The following is a 26,717-nucleotide window of genomic DNA, read 5'->3' as shown; positions in this document are numbered from 1 at the left end:
GCTCACTCCGCCACCCCCAGCTTGTCGAGCAAGACCCTCGGCGAGGCGAGGCACATCTCGCCGCTATCCTTGTTCACCGCCACCTGGATGCTGTAACCCTTGCTGGTGCGCACGCCACTCTTCGCATCGAACAGCTGATACTCGATCTTGAGACGGTTCTGGTATTCGCACAGCCGCGCCTCGACTCGCACCTTCTGGCCAAAACGCAGAGGCGCCATGTACTTGAGGCGCAGATCTATGATGGGCCAGTGATAGCCGGAGGCTTCCATCTGGGGGTAGTTGTAATCGATAGTCTCGAGCAGGGCGCAGCGGGCCAGCTCTATGTAGCGCACATAGTGCCCATGCCAAGCCACCGCCATCATGTCCACGTCGTGGAACGGGATCTCCACTTCGATGCTGTGGCTGATCATCCAGGGTTCAGTTGGCATGTTTCGACTCTCCATAGAGCGGATAGTGACGATCCTGCAGGCGTACTATCAGGGCCCTGAGCTCCTGCTCGAGGGGCCGGTCTTCCACCAGGGCCGGGTGGTCGGCTCTCACCGCCAGCACCATGTCGCGCAAGGGTTGGCTCAGCTCATCCAGAGCGCACTTCTGCAGGCCGAGGCGCAGCTCGGTCCCCTGCACCGCCGCCAGCAGGCAGGCGGCCCCCACCTGCTCGGTCAGGGTCAGCACCCGCAGCGCATCCCGCGCCGCTATGGTACCCATGCTCACCTTGTCCTGATTGTGACACTCGGTGGAACGGGAGAAGACGCTGGCGGGCATGGTCTGCTTGAGCGCCTCGGCAGTCCAGGCGGAGACACCGATCTGCACCGCCTTGAAGCCGTGGTTGATCATGCGCCGCTCGCCGCTGGCGCCGGACAGGTTGCTCGGCAGGCCGCCGTTGAACTTGCCGTCCACCAGCTGGGCCAGCTGACGATCGAGCAAGTCGGCCAGGTTCGCCACCGCCGTCTTCATGCTGTCCATGGCCATGGCGATATGGCCGCCGTAGAAGTGGCCGCCGTGCATCACGTGTTCGAAATCGCCATCGATCAGCGGGTTGTCGTTGGCGCTGTTGAGCTCGTTCTCGATGAGCTGGCGCCACCAGGGCAGGCTGTCGGCCACCACGCCGATGACGTGGGGGGCGCAGCGCAGGGAGTATCTGTCTTGCAAGCGATCGCTGTGGCGCGGTAGCTCGCCGCTTTGCAGATCAGAACGCAGCCAGGCGGCGATATTCTGCATGCCGGGGTGAGGCTTGGCCGCGAACAGCCGCTCGTCGAAGTGGAAGGCATTGCCCTCCATGGCGACGCTGACCAGGGCGGTGATCCGGGTCGCCAGCTGCATCAGGTAGTCGGTACGGGCAAAGGCGAGACAGGCAAGGGCCGTCATCACAGAGGTGCCGTTCATCAGGGCCAGCCCCTCTTTCGGGCGCAGCCGCAGGGGCGACACCCCCAATTCGGCATAGACGTCTGCGGTACTGGCGAGCTGGCCATCCCGATAGAGTTCACGCTCCCCCACCAGCACGGCGGCCACGTAGGAGAGCGGGGTGAGATCGCCGCTGGCCCCGACCGATCCTTCCTGTGGGATGCGCGGGATCAGATCCTGCTCCAGCAGCCAGCAGAGCCGCTCCAAGAGTGCCGGGCTGACCCCGGAGACGCCCTGTGCCAGGGAGCAGAGGCGAGTGGCCAGCACGGCGCGCCCGGCCGTTACGTCGAGATCCTCGCCCAGGCCACAGCCGTGGAAGCGGGTCAGGTGCAAAGGCAGCTCGGCCACCAGGGCGGGGGGCACGGCCCGGGTCACGGAGTCGCCGTAACCCGTGGTCACCCCGTAGATGACCCCCTCTTCGGCCAGCAGGCGATCGAGGAAGTCGGCGCCGCGCTGGATGCGGGCCATAAAGGCGGGATCCGGATTGAGTACGGGTCTGGCGCGCCCCTCGGCCAGGGCCACGACCTGCTCTATGGTGAGCCGGTCTGCGCCGAAGGTGACCTGAGGAGAAGGAGTATCACTGTTCATCATGAGTTAGCTGCCAAAAATCGAAGAAATTGAACCAGTCCAGCGGCGCGCGTAGGCAGTGGTGCTGCAAGCGATCGGCATAGGCCTGCACCCAGTGGCGCAGGGCCGTCTCCCGCTCGGAGCGGGGCAGTGTCAGTCGTTCGGCGAAGGGCTCGAAGTGGACCCGAAAACGCCCCTGCTCCTTGAGGCCGAACATCAGATAGACGGGGCAGGCCAGCACGCTCGCCAGGGCGAAGGGCCCCAGTGGGAAGGGGGCTGGCGCGCCGAGAAAATCGGCCCAGACCACCCGTTTCTCCCGAGTCACCGAGGTGCGATCCCCGACGATCACCACCCACTCCCCCGCGTCTATCTTTTCCTTGAGCAGGATGGCGGTGTCCGCCCCCATCTCCTGCACCTGGATGAGATTGATGTTGGAATCCGGATTGACCTGCTTGAGCAGGGCATTGAAGCGGGCCGCGTGGCGGGTGAACACCAGGGCATTGATGGGCACCTGACCGCCCCGGGTGCCGAGCGCCCGGCACAGCTCCAGATCCCCGAGATGGGAACCGAGCAGCAGCAGGCCACGACCGCTGGCCAGGGCCGCCTCGTGGTGTTCGCGCTCCACCAGCTCGATATCGGAGAGCGGTATGTCGCCGCGCCAGCCCGCCAGCTTGTCCAGCGCCGCCTCGCCAAAGCGCAGGAAGTGCCGAAAGGTGGTTCTCGGCTCGGCAGGCAAGCTCACCCCCTGCGCGGTGGCGAAGGCCTCGAGCCGCGCCAGATACTGCTCGGAGGCCGCCCGCTGGCGGCGCCCTGTCAGCCAGAAGTAGCCGATGACGGGGTAGAGCAGTGCCTTGAAGCCCCGGCGCCCCAGCAGTCGATAGCTGGCCAGCATGATCTGCAGGCCGAGCAAGGATCCTCGCTCAGGGGTGCGCGACCAGTGCTGTTTGCCCTGCTGCCAGAGTCGGGCCGGCAAGCCAATCAGCTTGCGGCCAAGATCCCACAGCAATCGGCACACCAGCCGGGTGTGCATCCAGGAGATGTCCAGATTGTCTCGCCATAGGCGAAAATGGGAGCTGCCGTCCTCGGGGTAGATGACCCGGGTAGGCACGAAGCGCATCGGCACCCCGCGCCAGTGCAGCCGCACCATCACCTCGGTATCGAAATCCATCCGCCGGCCTAGGCGCACCTCATCGAGCAGAGCGCAGCTCGCCGCCAGAGGGTAGACCCGAAAGCCACACATGCTGTCCTCGATGGCGAACGACAGCGTCTCTATCCAGACCCAGACATGGGTGATGTAACGGCCATAGAGGCGCCCCTTGGGGACGGAATCATCGTAGAGGGGTCGCCCCGAGATGAGGGCATCGGGCCGGCGCTCGGCCTCGGCCAGCAGGCGCGGCACGTCGTTCAGGTCGTGCTGGCCGTCCGCGTCTATCTGCACACCATGACTGAAGCCCCGCGCGCTCGCGGCCATGAGCCCGGTCGTCACGGCAGCCCCTTTGCCCTGGTTCTGGGGGTGACGCAGCAGGCTCACCCACTCACTGTGGGTGGCCGCCAGGGTATCCAGCGCGGCGGCGGCACCGGGCTCGCTGCCATCGTCCACCAGCAGGCAGGGCAGCCCCAGCGCTTTCAGCTCGCTCAGCACTGCGGCCAGCGGCGCCGAGTGGTTGTAGCAGGGGATGATGAGGCAGGGATTCAGGGACATAGCCTCACCCGACCGCTGCTGGCGGTCTCGTCTCCGAGCCGATAGCTGAACAGCAGCTGCCCCTTGTCCGCCAGCCAGTTCAGATGCAGCTCGCACTCCTGACCGGGGCGCAGCGGGCGCTGGAATTTCAGCTGGCTCATGCCACCGAACTCGCCGACGAGGCCGGGCAGCTGGCGGCCATAGTGCATGGCCCAGTGCACCTGCACCACGCCGGGCAGCAGGGGCGCGCCGGGGAAGTGGCCGCTGAACCAGGGCAAACCGGGGTCGAGGCGCAGGCGCAGCACCAGGACATCTTCCTGCCATCGCTGCTCGATGAGGCTTGGCAACCCCTTTATTGGCATGGTTCGGATCCCCTGAGTGAGTGATTCATCTGCGCTGGCACAGATTGCTCGGCATCGATATCAACAAAATCTTCATCAAACAGTGCCTTCAACTGCCCCCAGGGACGCTTCCCCTGGCTGTTGAGGGGCAGTTCCACCAGCAGGCGCAACCGGCGCGGCAGGGCCACAGGCTCGATCCAGGGTCTCAGCTGCTCCCGCAGCGCGATGAGAAAACGGCCCTGCCCAAGCGCCTGCCACTGGGCCAGCCCAGCTTCGGTCAACACCAGCACGGCGCCGAGCTGTTGCCGGGCACCCACCGTCAGGGGCAACACGGCCGCAGCGGCCACCCAGGGCAAGCTCTGCAGCCGCGCCTCCACCTCGTCGAGGGAGACGCGCTTCTCTTCGATCTTGACCACCCTGTCCCCGCGTCCCAGCAGGTGAAAGCCGGACTCGCACAGACGGATGCGATCGGCGCAGAGCAGCGGCTTGTCATCGGGCAGGTAGGGAGAGCTCAGCAGCAGTTGGTCATCTTCCCCCAGCGCTATCTCTATGCCCGGCATGGGTCGCCAAGGGGTATCGGGCTGCGTACTCTGACGCCAGGCGATGCCGCCGGTCTCGCTGCTGCCAAACACCTCCACCGGCAATTGGCCGAACAACGCTCGTGTGCGGGCGGCATCCGCCAGGGCCAGGGGGCCGCCGGAGGAGACCACCAGACAGCAGCCCGTAGCTGCGAGGGCGGGATCGAGGCGGCTCAGGAAGGCCGGGGAGGCGATCAGTGCCCAGCGACCGGACTGGGCGCTCAGCTGCTCTGGATAGAGGGTCAGGGTGCGGGCGAAGGGCACCCGCAACACCAGAGGCAACAGGATGCGAAACAGCAAACCATAGATGTGCTGATGGCTGACGCTCGCCAGCAGGCGTGCCCCATAGAGCCGCTCACCCCAGAGTGCGATCAACACCTGCAGCTCGGCATCCAGCTGGTGCCAGGCCTTGGGGATCGCCTTGGGCTCTCCGGTGGAGCCCGAGGTAAACAGGGTCAGCTGCAGGGCAAGGGGGGCTGGCCAGCGGCCAGCGGGCTGCGCCTCCTCCGCGCTGGAGAGGGGCAGTTGCAGCCAGGGGATGGCGCTCCCCTCCCCCAGTGTCTGGCTATCGGTCAGCACCCCATCGAAACCGGCGCCGAGTTCCGCCAGGGCGGCTGGCCTCTGGTGGCCGGGCAGGATAGCCTCCCGCCCCGTCAGGGCGCAGGCAAGCAGGGCCTGTGCAAACAGCAGGCTGTCTTCGAAGCAGAGCGCCCAGCGCCGGGCCGGCAGCTGCATCAATCGATCGGCCAGCGTCTCGGCCCCCTGGCGCAAGGTGCCAAAGCGCACCTCCCCGCTCGGCCCGAACGCCACCTGATCGTCATCGTCCCGCCCCCAGATGGCGGCGAGCAGATCCCCGGGCATTCTCATGATGTAAAGCTCCGCTTGACTCTGAGGCGTACCAGATACTCTCCCCCCATCAGCAACCCCATCAGCAGATAGCTGACGAGACCGTTATAGAGGCTCCACAGAGCGAGATCCCCGTACCAGACGGTGGCAACGGCCAGACCGCCATTGAGCACGAAAAAGCCGCACCAGACCTTGGTCACGGTACGGGTGTAGCGCACCCCGGCGGGGGGCAGCTCGGGATCCTGCAGTCGGGCGAGGCGCTCCACCAGGCTCATGGGCTGGGTCAGGCTCCAGCCAAACAGGCAGAGCAGCGCCACCGACACCGCTACGGGGTAGTAGAGCAGCCAGTGCTGAGCCGAGAAGATGGCGCTTAAGGCCGTCAACACCAGGCCGACACAGGCCAGCAGGCGGCCAAGCAACAGCCATTCCCGCACCGGGGATAGCCTGGGCAGTAGGCGCAGGGCGAAGGTGACCAGCAGGATGCTGAGCAGGGCAGAGCTTCCCAAATGGGTCAGCCCCAGATAGACGGCAAGGGGATAAGCCAGCAGCAAGATCCCTGCCAGCAAGGAGAGCAGACGCATCATGGAGCCGGGCTATCAGGCAGGATTCATCAGGCGATCGACCGCCTCGACCACATCGGCAACGCTGCGCACCGACTTGAACTCCTCGGGCTTGATCTTCTTGCCGGTGAGTTTTTGCAGGTGCACCACCAGATCGATGGCGTCTATGCTGTCGAGCTCCAGATCCTGATAGAGCTGGGCCTCCAGGGTGACGGCGTCTTCATCCACTTCAAACAACTCCACCAGGGTTGCCTTCACCTTGGCAAAAATCTCGTCTCTGTTCATCGCGATATCTCCAAAGAGGATGGACTCAAGCCTGGGACTGGATCAGGGCCACCAAGGCCTCGACACTGGCGAAGTGACGACGGGTATTCTCGTCATCGGCGGAGAGGACTATGCCGTAGCGGCCCTTGATGGCCAGCCCCAGCTCCAGCGCATCGATGGAGTCCAGACCCAGACCGTCGCCGAACAGGGGCGCCTTGGCGTCGATATCATCCGGGGTCAGCCCCTCCAGGTTGAGGCTGTCGATGATGAGTTGTTTTATCTCTTGTTGCAGATCTTGCATTGCTCTTCCATAGGCTGTCATGGGGTCCCGGGTTGCAGGACCCGGGTAAGTAACCGGGTTAACTGGCGTGCGGCCAGGCCGCTGTGCTGCTCCTCATCGACCCCTTCGGGGGTCGCGATCTGCGGCAAAAACTCCAGCGTGAAAACGGGCTTGTTCTTCGGGGTCTGGAACCATTTGTCCTGCTTGGTGAGAAAACGCTCGCTGCAATGGATGCGCACGGGCTGCAGTGTCACCCGACCACGCAAGGCCAGCTGGGCGGCTCCTCGCTGCAGGCGGACAGGCTCACCCGGCGTGGTGCGGGTGCCTTCCGGAAAGATCAGCAACAGACCACCCCGGCGCACCCGCTCGATGCAGCGCGGCAGCAGCTGCTCCGCCTCCCCGTTGGGAATGTAGTCGGCGGCGCGCACCACGCCACCGAGGAAAATATTATGCCATAAAGCCCGCTTGACGATGCAGTCGCACACCGGCAGCTCGGCGGCCAGGATCACATAGTCGAGCAGGCTGGGATGGTTCGCGACGATGAGGGCACTGTGCAGATCCCTCGGCATGCCGATGACGCGATAATCGAGCACCCCCAGCCCCTTGAGCAGGGCCATGAATAGCCGAAAGCTTTGCTTGATGCTGGCCTGTGCCAGGATCCGACGTCGCTCACCCCGCAGGCAGAGCGCCAGCAGCGGAAACCAGCAGAGGCTGAGCAGCAAGCCCCCCAGCCCAAACAGGGTGAAGCCGAGGGCGGTACCCAGCAGACGCCAGAACCGGTTCAGTCTCGCCGCCATGACCACTCCTGACGACCATCACCCAGCAGGCAGCTGGCTTGCTGCAACAGGTGCGCACGCCAGAATGCCAGGGGCTGTGCCAGCTCGGGGGAGTCGGTGGCAACCCCTTGCCCCTCACAGCGCCAGCGCTCACTCTCCGCCTCCTGCTCATTGCCCAGCACCAGCGCGAGCGCATACGGCGGCGTGGCAGGGAGCCAGGGGTGATGAAAAGCCGGGATCTCCCCTTCGAACGCCACCAGCAGCACCCGCCGATAGCCGGCATGGAGGTTGGCAACGGCCTCGGTCAGTCCCGCCATCAGGCTCCCCTCCCCTGCGGCGAGGGAACTTATGGGTAGCGTAGCCTTGCCCTGGATGGAGCAGAGCCCGGCTGCAGTGTTGTGCACCGACATGGAGAAATCCGTCGGGGAGAGGGGGTTGCCCACCGCCAGCCCCTGCAACAGCGTCATGGAGCGCGCCAGTTCGCCGTGGCGACTGACGAAGATGGCGTTGTCGACAGTATGACGGGCCAGCATATCCAGGCCGAGCTGCACCGCGAGGCGGGCACCGGCACTGAGGCGACGGGCCATCATCATGGGGATCAAGGGGGTCGCGGGCACGGGTTGCGGCGCTTCGGGCCACTGTATTTGCGTGGCCCATTGCCGCCATTGAGCGGCTTGCTCCAATCCAGGGGAGAGTGCCTGCGCATCAAGGAGTGAGAATGAGAGCATGATGGCGGCGTTCCGTCCTTTTTCGGCGCGAGAGTTCGTTACATATAATAAATGAGTTGCTCAATATCGGCACAACAAAATATGAGCAAACAATAGCCAGTTCGTTATGACTATTAATTTTTCGGCATGATAGCATTATTTTTTTAAAAAAGTAGATCTCCTCACATATAACTTATTGCATCAAATCATATTTTATTGAAAATACCCGGGCGATGATGTTTCATCGCCTCGCCTCTTGAATTTAGTACTGGAGAAAAATAATGAATTGGATCACAAAATCAGGTTTGGTTCTCGGCACACTCCTGCTCGCAGCCTGCTCCACCAGCAAACCTGTACACAATCTGCCAGCCAACCAGGTGAATTTCAACTTGACCGAAGAGCAGGTGGGTAACGCCATCATCAACGGTGGGATCAGCAAAGGCTGGGTGATGAAAAAAGATCAACCTGGCGTTATTCGTGGCCAGTTGAACGTGCGCAAACATCAAGCTGTGATCAATATTCCATATACTACTCATGACTATTCCATCAATTATGTCAGCAGCATCAATCTGGATGACGATGGCAAAGGCAATATTCATCGTACTTATAATCGCTGGATCCTGGGCTTGAATCAGGCCATCCAGACTGAGTTGTCCCGCGCCAGCACCAAATAACCAGAGACGGGATCCCCATTGAAACACTATCAGTGTGAGCAATATAACGCCCTCGATGCCATCAGCCAGGCCCAGCGTATCGCCTTCGCCCCCATGCTGTTTCAGGCGAGCTGGTGCCTGCGCGAAACCGGCGTGCTCGCCTATCTGGAGAGCCGCGGCAAGAGCGGCGCTACCACGGCAGAGATCGCCAGCCACTGCAAGCTCAGCGAATACGCGGTGTCTGTGCTGCTGGACATGGGCCTCGGCGGCGGCGTCTGTCATCTGGCCGGGGAGCGCTATGTGCTCGGCAAGGTGGGTAAATACCTGCAAAACGACCCCATGACCCGGGTCAACATGGATTTTACCCAGCACGTTTGCTACCAGCCCCTGGCTCACCTGCTCGACGCCATTCGCGAGGGCAAGCCAGAGGGGCTCAAGGTATTCAACCCGGACTGGGAGACCATCTACCCCCATCTGGACAAATTGCCCGAGCCCGCCCGCGCCAGCTGGTTCTCCTTCGATCATTTCTACTCCGACTGGGCCTTCCAGCAGGTGCAGGATCATGTGCTGAGCTATGAGCCTCGCAGCCTCTATGACGTGGGGGGCAACACCGGCAAGTGGGCCATCTCCTGTGCGACCCGGGATCCCGCACTCCAGGTCACCATTTTGGATCTGCCCGAGCAGATCGCACTGGCGCAACCCAGAATTGACGCAGCCGGACTGACGGCGCGCGTCCAGGGTCACGGGGTCAACATGCTGGAGGCAGAAGGCTATCTGCCGGGAGAGGCGGATATCTGGTGGATGAGCCAGTTCCTCGACTGTTTCAGTCACGAGCAGATAGTGGCCATCCTCAAGCGCATTCGCCGGCACATGAAACCGGGGGCCAGAGTCTGCATCCTGGAGCTGTTCTGGGACAGGCAGAGCTTTGAGGCCGCCAGTTTCAGCCTCAACGCCACCTCCCTCTACTTCACCGCCATCGCCAATGGCAACAGCCGCTTCTATCACTCCAAACAGATGTACCAGTGCCTGCGTGAAGCAGGTTTCCACGTGGAGGCCGAGCACGAGATCCCAGGCCCAGGTCATACCCTGTTGGTTGCCCAACCCTTGCCTGCACAGCCATAATGGCCCATCGGCATGGATGAGACCACAGGATAAGGAGCACCTCATGATGCGTAATGGCAAGGTTCTGCTGACACTGGCCCTGGTGCTGGGTAGCTCGGCTTGTACCCATATCAAGGAGGCGGGCCGCACCGTGGGGCACACCACCCGAGACGTGACCCGGGAGATTGGCCACACCACCCGGGACGTGACCCGGGAAATCGGCCACGGCACCCGGGATACGGTCAAGAAGGTCGGGGATGAGATAAGCAAATGACAACAGGGGCCCAGGCCCCTGTTGCGCTATCTGCGGTTTCCTTTTCCCTCTCACCACATCGCCATCAGCTGGGACTCCATGGCCTCTTCCTGCTCGTCAGGCAGACTGGTGAAGAAGTCGAGCCCGGTCTGCTCTTCCACCGCATCCACCGTCACTATGTAATCCGCCAGCTTGCTGGCCGACACATTCTCCTGGGGAAGGATGAAGGCGATCGCCTCCTGATTGGCCACGTCCATCACCACCCTGTAATAGGCGTGGGGCACGGTCACACCGTTACCGATGGAAGCGTCCGAGTTGGTGAAGATGGGGCCCGTGATCACCTGAACGTTCTGGTAAGCGATGGCCCACTGGCGGGTCTTCTCCTCCAGGATGCGCCAGGCCCCCTGATTGAGCGCCGGCAGCTGGGGCGTCATGTTGGTCAGCAGGAAGCTTTGCTTCATGGTGGTGGCGCTGGTGCGCATGTCTGCCGCCGGGGCCTGATGGCCCCTGTCATAACCGGATCCCTTGTAGTCCGCCAGGGTGGCGCGGAACTGCACCGGCACCTCCTTGTCCTCGGCGAAGGCATCCTTGCGCGGCACCTGCCCCTGGGCGCTGGCCGCCGTCATCCGATAGGAGACCCAGTCAGAGACCTTGGTGTCGTAGTTGTAGCCGGCAGCGTAGCCTTCCCGGCACAACAGTTGACTGGATTGGCTGGGTACCCCCAGGGTGACGTGATCCTTGCACTGGAATCCCGCCGCCAGGGTCGGGAAAGCGCCGAGAGTCAATCCGATAGCCAGAACTAACTTATTAATATTATTCATTATTATGCCACTCCTTGTGTTAGGCGGAGTGATTTGACACCAGGTCTGATGAGTCAGGCAATCGGCTATTTTACGAGCATGTCGTAAATGTGAAGGTGGCGGCAATTCGGCCAAAAAACTGCGCGCAGCTGGGGGATTGTCATCCTGCCGTCATTGTGACGTGCGGGGGGCTTTGTCCCTGTAATCAATCAGATAGATACATGATGAAGCGGAGACTGGCTCCGCTTCCGATGCACCCCAGTTCGTCAGCTCTTGACCTGGGGCTTGGGGGTATCCGGTTGGGACGGCGGCAGCATGGGCAGCACTATCCGGGGCTGATCGCCGGTCAGGCTCCTGAGGAAGGCGGTCATGTCTTCCGCCTCCTGCTCGCTCAGACGCTGGCCGAGCTGGATGTCCGCCATGATCTGCACCGCCTCCTTCAGATCCCAGACGGCGCCGTCGTGGAAGTAGGGGTAGGTCAGCTCGATGTTGCGCAGGGTGGGCACCTTGAACCAGCCGATGAACTGCTGCTCACCGGTCACGGCGCCACGCCCCTGAGCCGGGTTGCGGGTCTCGTAGTGCTTGACCAACCCCATCTTCTGGTAGGAGTTGCCGCCGATGGCGACGCCGTTGTGGCAGGCGGTGCAGCCCTTGTCCTTGAACAGCTGATAACCGGTCAGCTGCTGCGCCGTCAGCGCCTTGCCGTCCCCCTTGAGCCAGAGATCGAAGGGGGCATTGGGGGTGACCAGGGTCTCCTCGAAAGCGGCGATGGAGTCGGTCACCTCGTCGATGCCGAAATCAGGCTTGCCATAGACGGCATCGAAGCGAACCCTGTATTCGGGCAGGGTGTGCAGGGTCTCCACCGCCAGCTTGTGGGTGAAGGCCATCTCCAGCGGATTCTCGATGGGGCCCGCCGCCTGCTCCTTCAGATCCTTGGCGCGTCCATCCCAGAACTGGACAAAGTTGAGGCTGGAGTTGAGCACCGTCGGCGAGTTGATCGGTCCCTCCTTCCACTGGTGGCCGAGGGAGCTGACCTGATTGTCCACCCCGCCCGTCGCCAGGTTGTGGCAGGAGTTGCAGGAGATGGCGTTGGATTTGGAGAGCCTAGGCTCGAAGAACAGCATCTTGCCCAACTCCACCTTGGCCGGATCACCCACCTTGACCGCTTCCACCGGTTGCACCGGCTCACTCGCCCACCCCATCCCGGGCAGTGCCAACACCAGCAGCAGATTATATTTATTCATTATTCTCTCTCCCTTGAGTTCGCGAATCATCGCCATCCCAGCCTGCTGGAGAAACGGTGGATATTATTTGCTCAAGATCAAGGGTGGATGATTAAAACCATATTAAAAACAATGGCTTTGTATTTTATGGGCGGAATAATGGCGGGGTCTTGCGGGGGAAATTTGACTGAATTCCGATGCATCGATTATCGACAGCCGAGGCGCAAATAACAGCCAATTGATTAGATTGTGATCATTGAATAAAGCGATTATTAAATATGCAATTCGGCTCCGCACATTATTGGTGTGCATTTTAAATACACCTTTAAATAATGCCCATGAGGCCGAGATCATATTCTTCCCAGCGGAAATGAGTCGACGGCTTATTAATTGAGAGGGGGCCTGTGGCCCCCTCTCGCTATCTTGCCAACCCTCTTTTACAGGCTGGCGGCGATACGCGCCCCCAGGGCGGCGTTGTTCAGCACCAACTGGATGTTGGAGGCCAGGGAGTTGCCGCCTGTCAGCTCGCACACTCGCGCCAACAGGAAGGGGGTGGACTCCTTGCCCTTGACCCCCTGCTCGTCCGCCTCCCGCAGCGCCTGCTTGATCGCGGCGTCTATGTCGGCCTTGGGCATGGCGAACTCGGCCGGGATGGGGTTGGCCACCACGGCGCCACCGGCCAGACCCAGCTCCCACTTGAGGCGCAGGGCTTCGGCGATGGCCGCCGGGGTATCGAGGCGGTAATCCACCTTGAAGCCGCTCTCCTGGGTGTAGAAGGCGGGCAGCTCCTCGGTCTGGTAGCCAATGACCGGCACGCCCTGGGTCTCCAGGTACTCCAGGGTCAGACCGATATCCAGAATCGACTTGGCACCGGCGCAGACCACGGCCACCGGGGTCTGGGCAAATTCCTGCAAGTCGGCCGAAATGTCGAAGGTCTCCTGGGCGCCGCGGTGCACGCCGCCGATGCCGCCGGTGGCGAAGACCCGGATTCCGGCCATGGCGGCGATGATCATGGTGGACGCGACCGTGGTCGCCCCCATCCCCTTGCTCGCCAGCACGAAGGGAATGTCGCGACGGCTGCACTTGGTGGCGGCGTGACCAGCCTTGCCCAGTGCCTCCAGGGCCCCCTCATCCAGACCCACCTTGAGGCGGCCATCCAGGATGGCGATGGTGGCCGGCACGGCGCCGTTGTCGCGCACCACCTGCTCCACCTGGCGCGCCGTCTCCACGTTCTGCGGATAGGGCATGCCGTGGGAGATGATGGTGGACTCCAGGGCCACCACGGGTTTGCCAGCGGCCAGGGCGGCGGCGACTTCAGGTTGGATATCGAGGTAAGCGTTCAACATGGGTACTCCTCCAGCAAGCGTTCAACGGCGGCCTTGGAGAGGCCGGAAAAGACGGTATCGGGACAATTGACGGTGAGGGCGGCGCAGCCTAGGGCGAAACGGGTGGTCTCGGTCATGGCCTGATCCTGCAGCCAGGCGTGGGCCAGACCGGCCATGAAGGCGTCACCGCCGCCGGTCACATTGACGACAGGGCTGCCGAGCACGGGCAGATGGCCCTGGCACTCCCCGTCGCTATAGAAGATCCCCTGATCCCCCAGGCTCAGGAACAGCCGCTGCACCCCGGCGCGGTGGAACCAGGCCGCCGCCATGGGCCAGGTGTCGGGTCCGGCGATGCGGAAGCCGCACAGCTGTTCGGCCTCGCTGCGATTGGGTTTAAGGGTATGGATTCGGTGCAGCCAGGGGCGGATCTTCTCCACCTTGGCCACGGAGACGGTGTCGACGAAGATGATGTGCTCCCCCTGGCGCTCGAACAGCCAGTCCAGGGTGTGGGTCGCGAGGTTGGTGTCGAGCACCCAGAGCCGGGCCGCGGCCAGGAAGCCCGTCAGGGGGGCAAGCCTGGCCGGGGTCAGCTCGTCGATGATCCCCATGTCGTTGACGGCGCAGCTCATCTCGCCGCTGCCATCGTGCAGGCTGAGGTAACAGGAGGTCGATTGACCCTCCAGCACCAGCACCTGGCGTACGTCGACGCCGGCGCGCTGGCTCACCTCCAGCAGGTGGTGGCCGTACTGATCGTTGCCCACCGCGGTCAGCAGCCGGGTGTCGGTGCCGAGGCGCGCCAGATTCTCGGCGATGTTGCGCCCCACCCCACCGGCGGAGGTGCTCACCCGGCCCGGGTTGGAGTCACCTATGCGCAGGTTGTCGTGGCTGGCGCCGCAGATATCCATGTTGGCACCGCCTATCACCACGGCGTAGGGGCCCTCGCGCAGCACATAACCCCGACCCTGCACATAGCCCTGGCGCATCAGGCTGGAGATATGGCTCGCCAGCGCCGAGCGGCTGATGCCGAGCCTGTCCGCCAGCTCCTGCTGGGCAATCATGGGATCCTGGCGCAGCAGGGCGAGGATCTCTTGTTCACGCTCCGTCATAGACAAACATCCAATTGCAAACGTTTGTCCATTATTATCCGCAAAGGTTTTCCTGCCAGCTTTTTGTGCAAAAAATGTCGGCTGACACACAAAAAACCCCGGGACCCTTACGAAAGGGATCAATATGAAACCCGCTTTGATTTCCCCCCATCACAGAAAGGCCGCCGCCCGCTCCGGATGAGGCAAGGGATGGGCAAAAAGCGGCGCGGGAGTATAATGCGCAGCCCTTGAGCAGGAGAGGATCACGAGATGAGAGAACCGGAGCATGGCTGCGCCATATCGCCGGCGCAGCCCACTAGCCCCTATTGCGCCATTGGCCTGGTCAATCCCAAGTCACCGGAGAACGTGGGGGCCGTGATGCGGGCCGCGGGTTGCTACGGGGCGGAGGAGGTCTACTACACCGGCAGCCGCTTCGAGCTGGCGCGGCGTTTCGCCACCGACACCAAGCAGATGGTGGAGAAGATCCCCCTGCTCGGGGTCGAGGAGCTGCTGGATTTCGTTCCCCCAGGCTGCACCCCTGTGCTGGTGGATCTCATCGAGGGGGCGACCTCGCTGCCTGACTATGTGCACCCCGAGCGGGCCTTCTACATCTTCGGCCCCGAGGATGGCACCCTGGAACCCGATCGCTTCGCGGCGGTGAAGGAGGTGATCTATGTGCCGACGAATGGCTGCATGAACCTGGCGGCCTCGGTCAACGTCATCCTCTACGATCGGCTGGCCAAGGGGCTCAGAGCGGGGCCGCAAGCCTGAGAGGGCATGTTGCCAGCCTAGTGCTGGCAGCATAAACAGTCCCCCTCAGCGCCTGACAACCCAGAACATTTCCCCATCCCACTCATTGCAGAGAACATGCCTGCCCCCTGCGCTGAATGGCAGAGAATCCACGCGAGAGGACCAAGATGGCGGGTGGTCTGGCACAAGCCGTCACTTTTTCAGGCTCTGCGCCTGCTGCTTTATAAAGTCCCGGTAGTAGTCATAGAGCTGGTTGCGCCTGTAGATATCCGCCAGAGCGCCGGTTTTGATCAGGGATTGCATGCCGGGATCCCAGAGCCGTTCCAGTTGCCGCCCCTTCTCGTTGTCCACGAAGATGGGATAAGTCGGCACCCAGCGCAGGAAGACGCGGATCATGTCGGGGGGGATGGCATCCTTGGGGTAGAGCACACCGGCGGTCAGGTAGTAGCGGTAACGTCCCTTGGCCAGCAGTTGCAGCGCCATGTCGTGGCTGTCTATCTCATACCAGCGCATGGGTTCGGGGATGAACTTGTCGAAGGCCCAGCCCCGCAGCCAGAGCACATCCTGATCCCGCAGGCTCTGCTCCCCCTCCCAGCTCGGCAGCCATCTCTTTTGCATCAGCACGGTCACGTCATCCGCCGAGGCCGGATAGCGGGGTTGATGCACCCCTTCCACCTCGTCCCGATAGACCCCCATCGCCATGTCGCCCCCCCTCTGCGCCACCACCGCCAGCGCCCGCTTGTAAGGCACTATGTGCGGATGAATGCCGTAACCGGCCGGCTCATAGATGGCGCGCACTATGTCCAGATAGATGCCGCGACCATCTCCCTGGCAAAAGCCGGGCCAGTCATCGCAATAGACATGTATGGTCTCGGCCCGGACGGGCCAACCAAGCAGCAGGCAGCACAACAAGATCAAACGAAGCATGTAGCTGTATTTCCTCGGAGGTGGCGTTGTCAGCATGATCTGTTCACCTCTGGACACAGCATAGAAAGTTCTCGCGCAGCCTCCCACCTTTTCCCGGTTTTGCGAGCGAGTCGTGAGTTATTACCGCCTGAACGGGTAATATGGATAACAAGATTCATTAGTAACCTAACTAGAAAGAGGAGCCACATCATGCCGTCCATCAAATCGCTACTCTGCCCCGTCGACTTCTCCGAGATGTCCAAGGCCGTCCTCGAGTATGCGGTCTTCATGGCCCAGAGCCATCAGGCCGAGCTCAAGCTGATCCACGTGGTGGATCAACTGCACGGTTTCGACAGCTACAAGATCCTGCACATGACCGCCATCGAGATCACCCACGAGATGGAGCGCCAGGCCAAGAGCCAGCTCAAGGAGCTGGTCGCAACCCTGCCCATCCCCGCCACCTTCGAGGTGCGCTTCGGCCGTGCCGCCGACGAGATAGTCCTGCAGGCGAAGGAGGACAAGGTAAACCTGGTGGTCATGGGCAGCCACGGCCGCTCCGGCATCAGCCACCTGCTGGTGGGCAGCGTCGCCGAGTCCGTGGTACGCCACGCCCCCTGCCCGGTGCTGGTGGTGCGTTAATCCAGACCCGTGCGTCTCCATGACAAGGCCAGCCCAGCACTGGCCTTGTGCATTCTGCTTACCCGTGGGCGTAGATGACGCTCCCCCCCTTAATGATGTCGATGATGGCCCTGGACTGCTCCCTCGGCAGGGCGGGACAACCCCAGCTGCGCCCCAGCTTGTCGTATTTCTGCAGGTGTCTCGGGCTCGCGTAGTCCGCCCCGTGCACGACGATGGTGCGCTTGCGGGCATTGCTGTTCTTGCCCGGGCTCAGCCCATCGAGGCGCAGGGAGTAGCCGTGCTTGCCCTGATAGGTCTCGGCGGTGCGATAGACCCCGAGGGAACTCTGCCTGGAGTTGAGCTGATTGGAGAACTGGCGCGCCGCCAGCTCCCCGGAATTGCGGCCGTGGCTGACCCAGGTGTGGTAGAGCAGCTTGTGGCGCTTGACGTCTATCACGAACAAGCGGCGCTGGTTCGAGGGCTTGCTGTAATCGATGATGGTGAGGATGGGTTTGCGCTTGTGGCGCACGCTCTGATAACCGTTCAGCGCCTTGCGAAACACTCGGCTGTCGAGCTTGCCTGCCAGACCGAGCTGGCGATAGAGATCCTGATCCCAGCTCGCCTGAGTGGCGCCGCTGAAGCAGATCGTCCCCAGCAGCACCGGTAGGCTCAGCCAGAGCCACCTCAGCCGCGCAACCCAGCTTGTCTGTTTCATCCTTGAAATTGCTCCCGTTTTTACTGGTAGCCTAGTGTGCAAAATCTCGCCACGGCTTGCTGGATAGTTATATGCAAGCCCCTGATGGGGCGCAATAAAAAAGCATAAAAATGCCGACAGACGTCGGCATTTTTCTAGAGAGCCAGAGAAGGCGACTCAGGCGCGGCTCAGGTAATCCGCCACCCCTACCCATTTGTAGCTGGTGAGCTCCGTCAGCCCCATGGGGCCACGGGCGTGCAGCATCTGGGTCGACACAGCCACCTCGGCACCCAGACCGAACTGGCCGCCATCGGTGAAGCGGGTGGACGCATTGACGTAGACCGCCGCCGAACCCGCGCCGTTCACGAAACGCTCGGCGTTGGCCAGATCATTGGTCAGGATGGCGTCGGAGTGGCCGGCGTTGTGCTCGCGCATGTGGGCCAGGGCCTCGTTCACGTCGGCCACCAGCTTGACCCCCAGGGTCAGCCCCAGCCATTCGGTGTCGAAATCCTCTGCGGCCGCGGCGCTCAGGTTGTCCGCCTCCACCAGCAGCGGCAAGGCCTCCGGGGTCGCCACCAGGGTCACCTTGCGCTCGTTCATCAGCCTGGCCAGTTGCGGCAACAGCACGTCCGCCACCTTCTCATGGACCAGCAGGGTGTCGAGGGCGTTGCAGGCGGAGGGGCGCTGCACCTTGGCGTTGTCGATGACCGCGAGGGCGCGGGGCAGATCCGCGCTCTCGTCCACGAAGATGTGGCTGATGCCAAAGCCGCCGATGATGACGGGGATGGAGCTGTTCTCCTTGCACATCTTGTGCAGCCCGGCGCCGCCGCGGGGAATGATCATGTCCACGTAACGATCGAGGCGCAGCAGCTCACCGACCAAAGCCCGATCCGGATTGTCGATGTACTGGACGGCCTCGGCCGGCAGGCCGGAGGCGGCCAACGCACTCTGGATCACCCGCACCAGCTCCAGGTTGGAGTGGAAGGTCTCCCGGCCGCCCCGCAAGATGCTGGCGTTGCCGGTCTTGAGGCAGAGGCTGGCGATGTCGATGGTGACATTGGGGCGCGCCTCGTAGATGACGCCGATGACGCCGATGGGCACCCGCCGACGGGAGAGACGCAGGCCGTTCTCCAGCACCCGGTTGTCGATTTCGGCGCCGACCGGATCGTCCAGGGTGATCACCTTGCGCACGTCCGCCACTATGCCGGCGAGGCGCGCCGGATTGAGCAACAGCCTGTCCAGCATGGCCTCGGAGAGACCCGCCTCGCGGCCCGCGGCGATATCTTTCTCGTTGGCGGCCAGGATCTGGGGGCTGCGCGCCTCCAGCTCGTCGGCGATGGCGGCCAGCGCCCGGTTCTTCTGCGCCGTGCTGACGGTGGCCAGCTGATAGGCGGCTTCGCGGGCGGCCTGCCCCATTTTCTCCAGACTCATAACATGTCCTCTTTCAATCCGGGATGCCGCCTCACGGCAGCACCCTGTCATCTCTGTGAATGGCCCATGACCCCGTGGTCGCAATCCCCGTCATGGCTTGAGCCAGGTATGCCGGATTACCGCAGCACTCAGCCATCTCAGTGAATGGCTCATCAGGGCCTGTCCGTGGCAGGGCCCAGGAGTGCTCTCTTACAGCAGTACCATATCGTCGCGGTGGATGGCCACGGCGCCATAGCCGTACCCCAGCACCTGTTCTATCTGATCCGAATGCACGCCGCGCAACTTGTCCAGCTCGACGTGATCGTAACGGCAGATGCCCCGCGCCAGCTCGCTCCCCTTGGGATCCAGGATCCGCACCACCTCGCCCCGGGCGAAGTCGCCCTTCACCGCAATGATGCCCTTGGGCAAGAGGCTGGAGCCCTTCTCCTGCATGGCGGCGACGGCCCCCTGATCCACCTGCACCTCGCCGTGGGGGGGTGGGCCAGCCAGGATCCAGCTCTTGCGCCCTTCCAGCGGGGAGGCCAGCGCCGGGAACAGGGTACCGACCCGCTCTCCCTTGGCGAGGCGGCCGACCACTTCCGGGATCTGGCCGGTGGCGATCACCACATTGACCCCGGCCCGGCGCGCCACGTCGGCGGCCTGCAGCTTGGTGGCCATGCCGCCGGTACCGAGCCCGCTGACGCTGTCACCGGCGAGCTTGCGCAGGGTGTCGTCTATGGTCTGCACCTCTTCGATGAGCTGGGCATCGGGGTTGCTGCGGGGATCGGCGGTGAAGAGTCCCTTCTGATCCGTGAGCAGGATCAGCAGGTCCGCGTCCGCCAGGATGGCGGCACGGGCGGAGAGGTTGTCGTTGTCCCCCACCTTGATCTCGGCGGTGGCCACCGCATCGTTCTCGTTGATGACGGGGATGATGCGGTGATCGAGCAGGGTGCGCAGGGTGTCGCGGGCATTGAGATAACGCTCGCGGTCTTCCAGATCGGCGCGGGTCAGCAGCATCTGGCCGATATGCAGCCCATAGAGGTTGAACAAGTCCTGCCACACCCGGATGAGCTGGGTCTGGCCGACCGCCGCCAACATCTGCTTGTTGGGCAGGGTCGGCGCCAGCGGGGGATGACCGAGGTGTTCACGACCGGCGGCGATGGCCCCGGAGGTGACCATGACGACGCGATGGCCATCACGGTGCAGAGCGGCACACTGTCTGACCAGCTCGACCATGTGGGCACGGTTGAGGCGGGCAGATCCCCCGGTGAGCACGCTGGTGCCCAGTTTGACGACTATGGTTCTGTTTTCCATGGGAACGAAGAGGTTAAAAAGTAAGGAATCCCTTTATACCCACGGCCCCCCTGCCCTGCAAGGCAATTAAGCCAGCCGGCGGCGGCAGACGGAAAAGAAGGCCCGCACGTTAAGCGGGCCTTTCCAGGATGTTGCACGGATAGGAAAAACGACCCCGTCATCACGGGGCCGGATGAGTCAGGCTGCGGTCACGCTCAGCTCGTTGGTCACCTGCTCGGCAGGGGAGATCTTGCACTCCAGGGTGGCCAGCTTGGCGCTGATGAGCTTGTAGAAGTGGTTGAGGGTACGCTCCACCTCCGCCTGGTGCTTCTTGGGCAGCGGCTTGTCGACCCACTCCCCGTCCGCATTGTAGAAACCGACCTGATAGTGATAGCTGAAATGATGATCATCCTGCTCCAGCACCAGCCACCAACCCCAGAACTCCCGTTTGTCCGGCGCCGGCTTGGCGCTGACGCAGACCGACAGACAGTCGAAGCGATAGCGCCCCTCCTCGCACAGATCCTCTCGCAGATAGGGGCCGATGGCGGCGAATTGCCGCAGCAAGCGCTTGTAGGTCACTCTCTCTGACATGCTAACCTCCCTGTTGAACAAGCCATACCATCACATGGTGATGTGACACTTTTAGTTTTACATCATGTGCATAGGTGCTTCTTGAGCCAGTCTACCGTCTCTTTCAGCGCCTCGTCATACACCTCTAGCAGAGGCTGTTTATCAAACACCACCGCCTTGCCGTTGCGGCTGGCGGAGGCCAATGCCCGGACATCCTGCTCGGGACAAATAAAATCTCGCTTGTGCCCGATACTCAATATCGGCACAGAGGTGCGACTCCCCAGCAGACCTTGCGTCTTGAGGGAGAATACCTGGCACTTGGTGCGCAGCAGATCCCACTGGGCCGCATCGGCCCCCAGCCGGTTCGCCAGGCCATCGCGCATCATGCGCGGGCAGCGGGCAAACATCTCCTGATTGGTGAACACCTGATTGACCCCGGCGCCGATGCAGACCACGGTCCGCAGCTTGAACGGCTCGATGAAGGCGAGACGCGCCGCCACATTGCCCGCCAGCCGGAATCCCACCATGGCGATCCGCTGGTGATCGACCCAGGCCACCTCGGAGAGATGGTGCAGCACAGCCTGATGGAGCCGGCTGGTGTCCTGCACCAGAGGCCAGTGTTCGGCGTAGCCGGTGCCCGGCATGTCGAGCGACAACATGCCGATGCCGTGGGGTTCGAGGCACTTGAAGTAGAAGTTGAGGAAGTCCACCTGCAGGGAATCGATGCCGCCGCTGACGATGACCAGGGGCACAGGCTTCTCTGTGGTGGGCAGGTGCAGGTAACCCTGAATGGTCTTGCCCCGGAACGGCACCTGCAGCTCCTTGAGGGGGACCTTGAACAGCCGCCCCGCCTCCCGGTACGCCATGTTGCCGAGCAACTGTGCCTGATCCGCCAGCTCGTCGTGTTTGAGGTGGGGATAGCTCGCGATGGAGTAGTAGCGCACCGCCTTGAGCAGGCTCTTCAGGGCGCTGGCCGACTCCCCCGCCGCCGCCAGTTCACGTCCACGGTTGAAGTAGCGGCCGCCCAGCTGGCTCCACTCGTAGACCCAATTGCCGGGCACATAGCCCTTGATGGTATCCAGGAAGCGCTCGTGCGTGCGCTCCCCCTGCCCCATGGCGATATGGGCCAGGGTCTGCTCCACCTCCACCGGATCCGCCCCCTGCCAGGCCCAGGTCGGCCGGCGCAGCAGCCGATACCAGTGGGGTGACAAGGCGCCGTCGATAAAGCTCTCCGCCAGGTTGCTGTCGTGCTCCTCGACCGGGCTGGAGTTGGATATCTCGGAGGTCTCCAATACCTTTTTGATCCGGGTGAACAGCTTTTCCGTCAGGTTGGTATCGTTGTTTGGTTCCAAAATCGTCGCTCTTCTTTCTCAGGCTATGGGCCATCTTAACCACTTTTCACGCCGGGCAGCCATAGCATAAAAAAACAGGGCCCCTAAGTGGGGCCCTTTGAAACCATTTTGGCATGGCAGCGATGAGGATATCATCGGCTCGTGACCTGCCGCATGGCGCCACTACTGGCGCCTGGGATGGGTTTACTCTTCGTCGCAGATGGGGTTGGCGAATTCCAGCGCCATGTCCCAGGGCTGCTCAATCCATGTATCCTGCGGGATGGCCACTTCGAAATCGTCCACCAGGGGCTCGCCCATGGGCTTGGCGAAGATGGTGATGAACTTGGCCTTGGGGTAGAGCTCGCGGATCGCCTTGGCGGTGCCACCGGTGTCCACCAGATCGTCCACTACCAGCCAGCCTTCGCCGTCGCCGGCCGTGGTGGCGGCTTTCACCACCACCAGCTCGCGCTGGCTGTTATGGTCATAGCTGGAGATGCAGAGGGTTTCGACATTGCGAATGCCAAGTTCACGGGCCATCAGCGCGGCCGGTACCAGGCCGCCGCGGCTGACCGCGATGATCCCTTTCCATTGGCTGACAGGCAACTGACGACGGGCCAGACGGCGGGCTTCACGTTGCAGGTTGTCCCAGGACACATAAAACTTTTTCGGCATAATATCGATCTCGAAGAGTTATATAAAACAATCACTTGAAAACCAGCGCCGAACCCAAAACGGCCCGACCTCTGTCAATTCTGGCCACCTGCCGCCAAATTTGGCTTGCACTGTGGCCGCCTCGGGAGAAGACCCTCGGCAGCGAATACGATGCAATGAGAAGCAGGATGGGCATAGCTGGCGACCTGGTCGCACGAGGGCGAGAACTCAGGCCGGCTGTTGGGCCAGCATAATAGCATCCTTTGCCACCGGATTGCCTGACAAACGTATGCGAAAGCGGGAAAAATTGGTCAGATCCCCATGATGGGCAGAGTCCTGACACGGGATCCCTATGCCTGATCCACTCTCCATATCAAATTTCGGATAAAAAAATAGCAGGGGGAGGATGAAAACCTCGCGCACCTGCTGTTTGTCGATTCGGTCGTCAGCCTGGCTGATGACCCGCCTTAACGACGGCTGGCGTAGGGGTTCGGGTAGTTGAAGCCCTGGGTATACAGAGACTGGGCAAACCAATAGGTTGAATTGCTGCCTGACATATTAAAACTCCTGATTGCTTAACAAGTTACGTACCTTAATGCGGGCTCAGATCCTTGAACGAACACTCGGTTCCGTGGAGGCGCACTTGCTTTGCTTCGGTTCCCTGGAGGCATTCATTGTCATCCTGACAAGTGGTGTGACCCACGGCGGTTAATTTACCATCCGATTTCGAAAAAACAATATTTTTGTGATGCGCATCACACAATATCTTTATGCTGGTTCGTCGCATCAAGGCAGCCATGTGTGCCGTTTGTGCTCTCTTTATCAGCACAAGCAGAGCGCTATTTGCGCCGGATCGCTCACATTTTTGTGTGATTGACTGTATTATCGTTACCCACTTCCCCAGCCACCGCTGGGGCCCGCTATTATCCCGTGCAGGTAAGGAGTCCCGACGTGGCACAGCTGAGTTCTCTCTCTCCCAAACTGATTTGGCAATTCTTCGAGCAGATCTGCTCCATCCCCCACCCGTCCAAGCACGAAGCCCAGCTGAGCGCCTGGATAGTGCAGTGGGCCCAGGGGGAAGGCCTGGCGGTCAAGCAGGACGCCGTCGGCAACATCATCATCAAGAAACCGGCCACGCCGGGGATGGAAAACCGCACCCCTGTGGTGCTGCAGGCCCACATCGACATGGTGCCCCAGGCGAACGCCGACACCCAGCACGACTTCACCAAGGATCCCATCGATGCCTACATCGACGGTGAATGGGTCACCGCTCGCGGCACCACCCTGGGGGCCGACAACGGCATGGGCATGGCCGGCTGCTTGGCCGTGCTGGCGGACAAGACCATCAAGCACGGTCCGCTGGAAGTGCTGTTGACCACGGACGAAGAGACCGGCATGACAGGCGCCTTCGGCCTGGAAGCGGGCTGGCTGGAGGGCGAGATCCTGCTCAACACCGACTCCGAAGAAGATGGCGAGGTCTACATGGGCTGTGCCGGCGGAGTGGATGCCAATATCCGCTTCCCGCTTGAGCAGGTTGCCGCCGGTGAAGGGGAAGGGTTCGAGCTGCAGGTGAAGGGGCTGCGTGGCGGCCACTCCGGGGTCGACATCCACCGGGGTCGCGGCAACGCCAACAAGCTGCTGGTGCGCCTGCTCAAGGCCGCCGAGCCGCTGGGTGTTCGCCTGGCCGAGATCAGCGGCGGTACCCTGCGCAACGCCATCCCCCGCGAGGCACGCGCCACCCTGCTGGTGCCCGCCGCCAACGTCAGCGAGTTCAAGGCCCTGGTGGATCGCTATGCCGGCATCTATCAGAGCGAGCTGGCCGCCACCGAGGCCAACCTGACCGTGCTGCTCAATGCCCAGGACAAGCCGGCCAAGCTGATGAGCGAAGCCCTGCAGGCCCGCCTGCTGGACTCCCTGATGGCCTGCCCGAACGGCGTCATCCGCATGAGCGATGCCATCCCGGGCGTCACCGAGACCTCCACCAACCTCGGCGTCATCAAGACACTCGAGGGCGAGGTGTACGTGCAGTGCCTGATCCGCTCCCTGATCGACTCCGGTCGCGAGAGCGTCGAGCAGATGACCCGCTCCCTGTTCAACCTGGCCGGTGCCAGCTGCGAATTCACCGGCGCCTACCCGGGCTGGGCTCCGAACGTCGACTCCCCAGTGATGGCTCTGGTGCGCAACAGCTACCAGACCCTGTTCGGCGAGATGCCGAACGTCATGGTGATCCACGCGGGTCTGGAGTGCGGTCTGTTCAAGAGCGCCTACCCGGACTGGGACATGGTCTCCTTCGGCCCGACCATCCGCGGTGCCCACGCGCCGGGCGAGAAGGTGCATATCCCGGCGGTCGAGCGCTTCTGGCAACTGCTGGTGCACGTGCTGGAACAGATCCCCGCCAAATAAGCCCGGCCTTATCGCCAGCATCCATGCCCCGCCACAGTGCGGGGCATTTTATTGGCGGCGCCCCGAGATCCACGTAGGTTCATCCCTATCTTCTGTTGCGACCGCCCGTTTATCTCACTTTTCTGTCACCCTCTCCCTTGAAAACGTATCCATAAGAAAACCTTCACCCGAAAACCTTTTCCATGATTTATGTAAATTTACAACACAATAAGTTGATCGGGATCACAAAAGCCCCTAGCATCGAACTGTGACCCAGGTCACACACAACAACGATTAACAGAGCGATGAGGTAAGACCATGTTTGAGAATCTGGCAGTACTGTTCCACCTGAAGGGTGCAACCAGCAAGAAAGGCGCGGAAGAGAAGGTCACTTATGCACCGGCAACCCGCAACTACTACTTCCGCTATGGCGCCTGAGTGGGCCGGCCGGACGATAAAAGTAGTAAAATTACAAAATAAACGACAACTCACACAACAGCCATCCCCCAGGGGACGCTGTCCTGCCCTGGCCAGAAGTTCCACGGCCAAACCTGAACTCCAACCATGAAGATGGGGCCCACAGGCCCCATTTTTTATTGCTCTTCCCGCTGGCCATCCGGCTCGGATGCCGGTGGCCGTGGCGTGGCCGCCGGCATCAGATTGCCTTTCCCAGGGGGACCGCCTCCGCCGCCGGCAAGGGGAAGTGACAGGCCACCTGATGGGCCAGCCCGTCGCACAGCTTCAGTGCCGGCGAGGTACCGCGGCACAGATCCGTGGCATAGGGGCAGCGCTGATGGAAGTGGCAGCCGCTCGGGGGAGAGATGGGGGATGGCACGTCGCCGGTCAGCAGGATGCGCTGGTTGCGGCGGCGGGGATCCGGCACCGGAATGGCCGAGATGAGCGCCTGGGTATAGGGGTGGCGCGGGCTCAGGTAAAGCTGCTGAGCATCCGCCAGCTCGACGATCCGCCCCAAGTACATGACGGCGATCCGATCCGAGATGTGCTTCACCACCGACAGGTCGTGGGCGATGAAGATGATGGCGAGGTTCATCTCCTGTTGCAGGGTGAGCAGCAGGTTCACTATCTGGGATTGCACCGAGACGTCGAGCGCCGACACCGCCTCGTCGCACACCAGCAGCTTGGGTTTGAGGGCGATGGCCCTGGCGATGCCGATGCGCTGACGCTGGCCACCGGAGAACTCGTGGGGATAGCGATCCGCCGCGCTGCGGGGCAAGCCCACCTTGTCCAGCAACTCGCAGACCCACTCCCGTCGCTGGGCGGCCGTGCCCTTGCCGTGGATGACGAAGGGCTCCTCCAGGATCTGGCCCACTGTGTGGCGGCTGTTGAGCGACTCCGCGGGATCCTGAAACACGATCTGCATCTCCTGGCGCAGGGAGCGCATCTCCTTGGGCGAGAGCTGGGTGATGTCCCGCCCCTCAAAGCTTATCTGCCCCGAGGTGGGCTCGAACAACTTGAGCAATGAGCGTCCCAGGGTGGACTTGCCACAGCCTGACTCCCCCACCAGCCCCAGCGTCTCACCCTGCTTCAGCTCGAAGCTGATGCCATCCACCGCATAGACGGTGTAATACTTGCGCAAAAATCCCCCACCCATCTTGAAGTGCTGCTTCAAGTCCCTTACCGACAGCAAAACACTCATAGCCCCCACTCCTT

At 62.3% G+C, this 26,717-nt stretch carries 28 protein-coding genes; 6 read left to right on the top strand and 22 right to left on the bottom strand.

Annotated elements, in window-relative coordinates; all coding sequences use genetic code 11:
* Positions 1-2: 2 nt before the first annotated feature.
* From ACRCYW_RS20710 to ACRCYW_RS20665, 10 genes are read right to left on the bottom strand one after another with little or no spacing between them, the layout of a single operon-like run.
* Positions 3-428, bottom strand: coding sequence for an acyl-CoA thioesterase (locus ACRCYW_RS20710; RefSeq protein ID WP_438551866.1), 426 nt, complete (start codon positions 426-428; stop codon positions 3-5).
* The gene (locus tag ACRCYW_RS20705; RefSeq protein ID WP_438552054.1) at positions 418-1,989 is read right to left on the bottom strand and encodes an HAL/PAL/TAL family ammonia-lyase; all 1,572 of its coding nucleotides are present in this window, start codon (positions 1,987-1,989) and stop codon (positions 418-420) included. The genes ACRCYW_RS20710 and ACRCYW_RS20705 overlap by 11 nt, the downstream gene beginning before the upstream one ends.
* Positions 1,979-3,664 (bottom strand): glycosyltransferase family 2 protein, encoded by a 1,686-nt coding sequence (locus ACRCYW_RS20700; protein WP_438552053.1) that lies wholly within the window; start codon positions 3,662-3,664, stop codon positions 1,979-1,981. The genes ACRCYW_RS20705 and ACRCYW_RS20700 overlap by 11 nt, the downstream gene beginning before the upstream one ends.
* A complete protein-coding gene (locus tag ACRCYW_RS20695; RefSeq protein WP_438551865.1) occupies positions 3,661-4,011 on the bottom strand; it encodes a 3-hydroxyacyl-ACP dehydratase FabZ family protein in 351 nt (116 codons plus the stop codon). The genes ACRCYW_RS20700 and ACRCYW_RS20695 overlap by 4 nt, the downstream gene beginning before the upstream one ends.
* The gene (locus ACRCYW_RS20690; protein ID WP_438551864.1) at positions 4,002-5,435 is read right to left on the bottom strand and encodes an AMP-binding protein; all 1,434 of its coding nucleotides are present in this window, start codon (positions 5,433-5,435) and stop codon (positions 4,002-4,004) included. Before ACRCYW_RS20690 ends, ACRCYW_RS20695 begins: the two co-directional genes overlap by 10 nt.
* Positions 5,432-5,998, bottom strand: a complete 567-nt coding sequence (locus ACRCYW_RS20685; RefSeq protein WP_438551863.1) for a hypothetical protein — start codon at positions 5,996-5,998, stop codon at positions 5,432-5,434. The genes ACRCYW_RS20690 and ACRCYW_RS20685 overlap by 4 nt, the downstream gene beginning before the upstream one ends.
* Before the next feature lie 12 nt (positions 5,999-6,010).
* Positions 6,011-6,259 (bottom strand): acyl carrier protein, encoded by a 249-nt coding sequence (locus ACRCYW_RS20680; RefSeq protein ID WP_438551862.1) that lies wholly within the window; start codon positions 6,257-6,259, stop codon positions 6,011-6,013.
* Between the two features lie 25 nt (positions 6,260-6,284).
* On the bottom strand, positions 6,285-6,539 hold the full coding sequence (locus ACRCYW_RS20675; RefSeq protein ID WP_438551861.1) for a phosphopantetheine-binding protein: 255 nt from the start codon (positions 6,537-6,539) through the stop codon (positions 6,285-6,287).
* 17 nt (positions 6,540-6,556) lie between these two features.
* Positions 6,557-7,315 carry a lysophospholipid acyltransferase family protein gene (locus ACRCYW_RS20670; RefSeq protein WP_438551860.1) on the bottom strand — a complete coding sequence of 253 codons (759 nt, stop codon included), beginning with the start codon at positions 7,313-7,315 and terminating at the stop codon, positions 6,557-6,559.
* A complete protein-coding gene (locus tag ACRCYW_RS20665) occupies positions 7,300-8,022 on the bottom strand; it encodes a beta-ketoacyl synthase chain length factor (protein ID WP_438551859.1) in 723 nt (240 codons plus the stop codon). Before ACRCYW_RS20665 ends, ACRCYW_RS20670 begins: the two co-directional genes overlap by 16 nt.
* A gap of 260 nt (positions 8,023-8,282) precedes the next feature.
* On the opposite strand from ACRCYW_RS20665, the gene ACRCYW_RS20660 reads away from it, so the two are divergent.
* From ACRCYW_RS20660 to ACRCYW_RS20650, 3 genes are read left to right on the top strand one after another with little or no spacing between them, the layout of a single operon-like run.
* The gene (locus ACRCYW_RS20660; protein ID WP_438551858.1) at positions 8,283-8,675 is read left to right on the top strand and encodes a hypothetical protein; all 393 of its coding nucleotides are present in this window, start codon (positions 8,283-8,285) and stop codon (positions 8,673-8,675) included.
* 18 nt (positions 8,676-8,693) lie between these two features.
* Positions 8,694-9,776, top strand: a complete 1,083-nt coding sequence (locus ACRCYW_RS20655) for a methyltransferase (RefSeq protein ID WP_438551857.1) — start codon at positions 8,694-8,696, stop codon at positions 9,774-9,776.
* Between the two features lie 43 nt (positions 9,777-9,819).
* Positions 9,820-10,029 (top strand): hypothetical protein, encoded by a 210-nt coding sequence (locus ACRCYW_RS20650; RefSeq protein WP_438551856.1) that lies wholly within the window; start codon positions 9,820-9,822, stop codon positions 10,027-10,029.
* 50 nt (positions 10,030-10,079) lie between these two features.
* Here the strand turns inward: ACRCYW_RS20650 and ACRCYW_RS20645 are convergent, their stop codons facing one another.
* The 4 genes from ACRCYW_RS20645 to ACRCYW_RS20630 form a co-directional block, all read right to left on the bottom strand.
* Positions 10,080-10,829, bottom strand: coding sequence for a DNA/RNA non-specific endonuclease (locus ACRCYW_RS20645; RefSeq protein WP_438551855.1), 750 nt, complete (start codon positions 10,827-10,829; stop codon positions 10,080-10,082).
* A gap of 245 nt (positions 10,830-11,074) precedes the next feature.
* Complete coding sequence (locus tag ACRCYW_RS20640) at positions 11,075-12,052, bottom strand: cytochrome-c peroxidase (protein ID WP_438551854.1); 978 nt, start codon at positions 12,050-12,052, stop codon at positions 11,075-11,077.
* Positions 12,053-12,468: 416 nt separating this feature from the next.
* Entirely contained in the window at positions 12,469-13,377 is a 909-nt protein-coding gene (locus tag ACRCYW_RS20635; RefSeq protein ID WP_438551853.1) for a pseudouridine-5'-phosphate glycosidase, read from the bottom strand.
* The gene (locus ACRCYW_RS20630; RefSeq protein WP_438551852.1) at positions 13,371-14,462 is read right to left on the bottom strand and encodes a PfkB family carbohydrate kinase; all 1,092 of its coding nucleotides are present in this window, start codon (positions 14,460-14,462) and stop codon (positions 13,371-13,373) included. Before ACRCYW_RS20630 ends, ACRCYW_RS20635 begins: the two co-directional genes overlap by 7 nt.
* A 249-nt stretch (positions 14,463-14,711) precedes the next feature.
* Between ACRCYW_RS20630 and ACRCYW_RS20625 the strand changes: the two genes are divergently transcribed.
* Positions 14,712-15,212, top strand: coding sequence for an RNA methyltransferase (locus tag ACRCYW_RS20625; RefSeq protein ID WP_438551851.1), 501 nt, complete (start codon positions 14,712-14,714; stop codon positions 15,210-15,212).
* Positions 15,213-15,383: 171 nt separating this feature from the next.
* Here the strand turns inward: ACRCYW_RS20625 and ACRCYW_RS20620 are convergent, their stop codons facing one another.
* The gene (locus ACRCYW_RS20620) at positions 15,384-16,118 is read right to left on the bottom strand and encodes a hypothetical protein (protein ID WP_438551850.1); all 735 of its coding nucleotides are present in this window, start codon (positions 16,116-16,118) and stop codon (positions 15,384-15,386) included.
* Between the two features lie 189 nt (positions 16,119-16,307).
* Between ACRCYW_RS20620 and ACRCYW_RS20615 the strand changes: the two genes are divergently transcribed.
* Positions 16,308-16,736, top strand: a complete 429-nt coding sequence (locus tag ACRCYW_RS20615) for a universal stress protein (protein WP_438551849.1) — start codon at positions 16,308-16,310, stop codon at positions 16,734-16,736.
* Positions 16,737-16,794: 58 nt separating this feature from the next.
* Here ACRCYW_RS20615 and ACRCYW_RS20610 read toward each other — a convergent pair whose 3' ends face one another.
* From ACRCYW_RS20610 to gpt, 6 genes are all read right to left on the bottom strand, one after another.
* On the bottom strand, positions 16,795-17,430 hold the full coding sequence (locus tag ACRCYW_RS20610) for a murein L,D-transpeptidase catalytic domain family protein (RefSeq protein WP_438551848.1): 636 nt from the start codon (positions 17,428-17,430) through the stop codon (positions 16,795-16,797).
* A gap of 156 nt (positions 17,431-17,586) precedes the next feature.
* A complete protein-coding gene (locus ACRCYW_RS20605; protein WP_438551847.1) occupies positions 17,587-18,891 on the bottom strand; it encodes a glutamate-5-semialdehyde dehydrogenase in 1,305 nt (434 codons plus the stop codon).
* 138 nt (positions 18,892-19,029) lie between these two features.
* Complete coding sequence (proB, locus tag ACRCYW_RS20600) at positions 19,030-20,133, bottom strand: glutamate 5-kinase (protein WP_438551846.1); 1,104 nt, start codon at positions 20,131-20,133, stop codon at positions 19,030-19,032.
* Positions 20,134-20,310: 177 nt separating this feature from the next.
* Complete coding sequence (gene crl / locus ACRCYW_RS20595; protein WP_438551845.1) at positions 20,311-20,703, bottom strand: sigma factor-binding protein Crl; 393 nt, start codon at positions 20,701-20,703, stop codon at positions 20,311-20,313.
* Positions 20,704-20,765: 62 nt separating this feature from the next.
* Complete coding sequence (gene frsA, locus ACRCYW_RS20590) at positions 20,766-22,034, bottom strand: esterase FrsA (RefSeq protein WP_438551844.1); 1,269 nt, start codon at positions 22,032-22,034, stop codon at positions 20,766-20,768.
* A 183-nt stretch (positions 22,035-22,217) separates the two neighbouring features.
* On the bottom strand, positions 22,218-22,685 hold the full coding sequence (gene gpt / locus ACRCYW_RS20585; protein ID WP_349919318.1) for a xanthine phosphoribosyltransferase: 468 nt from the start codon (positions 22,683-22,685) through the stop codon (positions 22,218-22,220).
* A 930-nt stretch (positions 22,686-23,615) separates the two neighbouring features.
* On the opposite strand from gpt, the gene ACRCYW_RS20580 reads away from it, so the two are divergent.
* Complete coding sequence (locus tag ACRCYW_RS20580) at positions 23,616-25,067, top strand: aminoacyl-histidine dipeptidase (protein ID WP_438551843.1); 1,452 nt, start codon at positions 23,616-23,618, stop codon at positions 25,065-25,067.
* 634 nt (positions 25,068-25,701) lie between these two features.
* On the opposite strand, the gene ACRCYW_RS20575 is transcribed toward ACRCYW_RS20580, so the two are convergent.
* Positions 25,702-26,703, bottom strand: a complete 1,002-nt coding sequence (locus tag ACRCYW_RS20575) for an ABC transporter ATP-binding protein (protein ID WP_438551842.1) — start codon at positions 26,701-26,703, stop codon at positions 25,702-25,704.
* Positions 26,704-26,717: the final 14 nt, after the last annotated feature.

This window comes from Aeromonas sp. (genome assembly GCF_051657805.1).
Lineage (GTDB): Bacteria > Pseudomonadota > Gammaproteobacteria > Enterobacterales > Aeromonadaceae > Aeromonas.
This window is presented reverse-complemented; position numbering and strand designations above follow the sequence as displayed.

What these genes read in the sequence shown, in the direction of transcription:
- ACRCYW_RS20640 (WP_438551854.1), bottom strand. Translation starts at nt 12,052, where the DNA reads ATGAATAAATATAATCTGCTGCTGGTGTTGGCACTGCCCGGGATGGGG.
- ACRCYW_RS20610 (WP_438551848.1), bottom strand. Translation starts at nt 17,430, where the DNA reads ATGAAACAGACAAGCTGGGTTGCGCGGCTGAGGTGGCTCTGGCTGAGC.
- ACRCYW_RS20615 (WP_438551849.1), top strand. Translation starts at nt 16,308, where the DNA reads ATGCCGTCCATCAAATCGCTACTCTGCCCCGTCGACTTCTCCGAGATG.
- ACRCYW_RS20685 (WP_438551863.1), bottom strand. Translation starts at nt 5,998, where the DNA reads ATGATGCGTCTGCTCTCCTTGCTGGCAGGGATCTTGCTGCTGGCTTAT.
- ACRCYW_RS20575 (WP_438551842.1), bottom strand. Translation starts at nt 26,703, where the DNA reads ATGAGTGTTTTGCTGTCGGTAAGGGACTTGAAGCAGCACTTCAAGATG.
- proB (WP_438551846.1), bottom strand. Translation starts at nt 20,133, where the DNA reads ATGGAAAACAGAACCATAGTCGTCAAACTGGGCACCAGCGTGCTCACC.
- ACRCYW_RS20665 (WP_438551859.1), bottom strand. Translation starts at nt 8,022, where the DNA reads ATGCTCTCATTCTCACTCCTTGATGCGCAGGCACTCTCCCCTGGATTG.
- crl (WP_438551845.1), bottom strand. Translation starts at nt 20,703, where the DNA reads ATGTCAGAGAGAGTGACCTACAAGCGCTTGCTGCGGCAATTCGCCGCC.
- ACRCYW_RS20645 (WP_438551855.1), bottom strand. Translation starts at nt 10,829, where the DNA reads ATGAATAATATTAATAAGTTAGTTCTGGCTATCGGATTGACTCTCGGC.
- ACRCYW_RS20635 (WP_438551853.1), bottom strand. Translation starts at nt 13,377, where the DNA reads ATGTTGAACGCTTACCTCGATATCCAACCTGAAGTCGCCGCCGCCCTG.
- ACRCYW_RS20620 (WP_438551850.1), bottom strand. Translation starts at nt 16,118, where the DNA reads ATGCTTCGTTTGATCTTGTTGTGCTGCCTGCTGCTTGGTTGGCCCGTC.
- ACRCYW_RS20670 (WP_438551860.1), bottom strand. Translation starts at nt 7,315, where the DNA reads ATGGCGGCGAGACTGAACCGGTTCTGGCGTCTGCTGGGTACCGCCCTC.
- ACRCYW_RS20605 (WP_438551847.1), bottom strand. Translation starts at nt 18,891, where the DNA reads ATGACAGGGTGCTGCCGTGAGGCGGCATCCCGGATTGAAAGAGGACAT.
- ACRCYW_RS20705 (WP_438552054.1), bottom strand. Translation starts at nt 1,989, where the DNA reads ATGAACAGTGATACTCCTTCTCCTCAGGTCACCTTCGGCGCAGACCGG.
- ACRCYW_RS20660 (WP_438551858.1), top strand. Translation starts at nt 8,283, where the DNA reads ATGAATTGGATCACAAAATCAGGTTTGGTTCTCGGCACACTCCTGCTC.
- ACRCYW_RS20680 (WP_438551862.1), bottom strand. Translation starts at nt 6,259, where the DNA reads ATGAACAGAGACGAGATTTTTGCCAAGGTGAAGGCAACCCTGGTGGAG.
- ACRCYW_RS20710 (WP_438551866.1), bottom strand. Translation starts at nt 428, where the DNA reads ATGCCAACTGAACCCTGGATGATCAGCCACAGCATCGAAGTGGAGATC.
- ACRCYW_RS20625 (WP_438551851.1), top strand. Translation starts at nt 14,712, where the DNA reads ATGAGAGAACCGGAGCATGGCTGCGCCATATCGCCGGCGCAGCCCACT.
- gpt (WP_349919318.1), bottom strand. Translation starts at nt 22,685, where the DNA reads ATGCCGAAAAAGTTTTATGTGTCCTGGGACAACCTGCAACGTGAAGCC.
- ACRCYW_RS20695 (WP_438551865.1), bottom strand. Translation starts at nt 4,011, where the DNA reads ATGCCAATAAAGGGGTTGCCAAGCCTCATCGAGCAGCGATGGCAGGAA.
- ACRCYW_RS20690 (WP_438551864.1), bottom strand. Translation starts at nt 5,435, where the DNA reads ATGAGAATGCCCGGGGATCTGCTCGCCGCCATCTGGGGGCGGGACGAT.
- ACRCYW_RS20675 (WP_438551861.1), bottom strand. Translation starts at nt 6,539, where the DNA reads ATGCAAGATCTGCAACAAGAGATAAAACAACTCATCATCGACAGCCTC.
- ACRCYW_RS20650 (WP_438551856.1), top strand. Translation starts at nt 9,820, where the DNA reads ATGATGCGTAATGGCAAGGTTCTGCTGACACTGGCCCTGGTGCTGGGT.
- ACRCYW_RS20630 (WP_438551852.1), bottom strand. Translation starts at nt 14,462, where the DNA reads ATGACGGAGCGTGAACAAGAGATCCTCGCCCTGCTGCGCCAGGATCCC.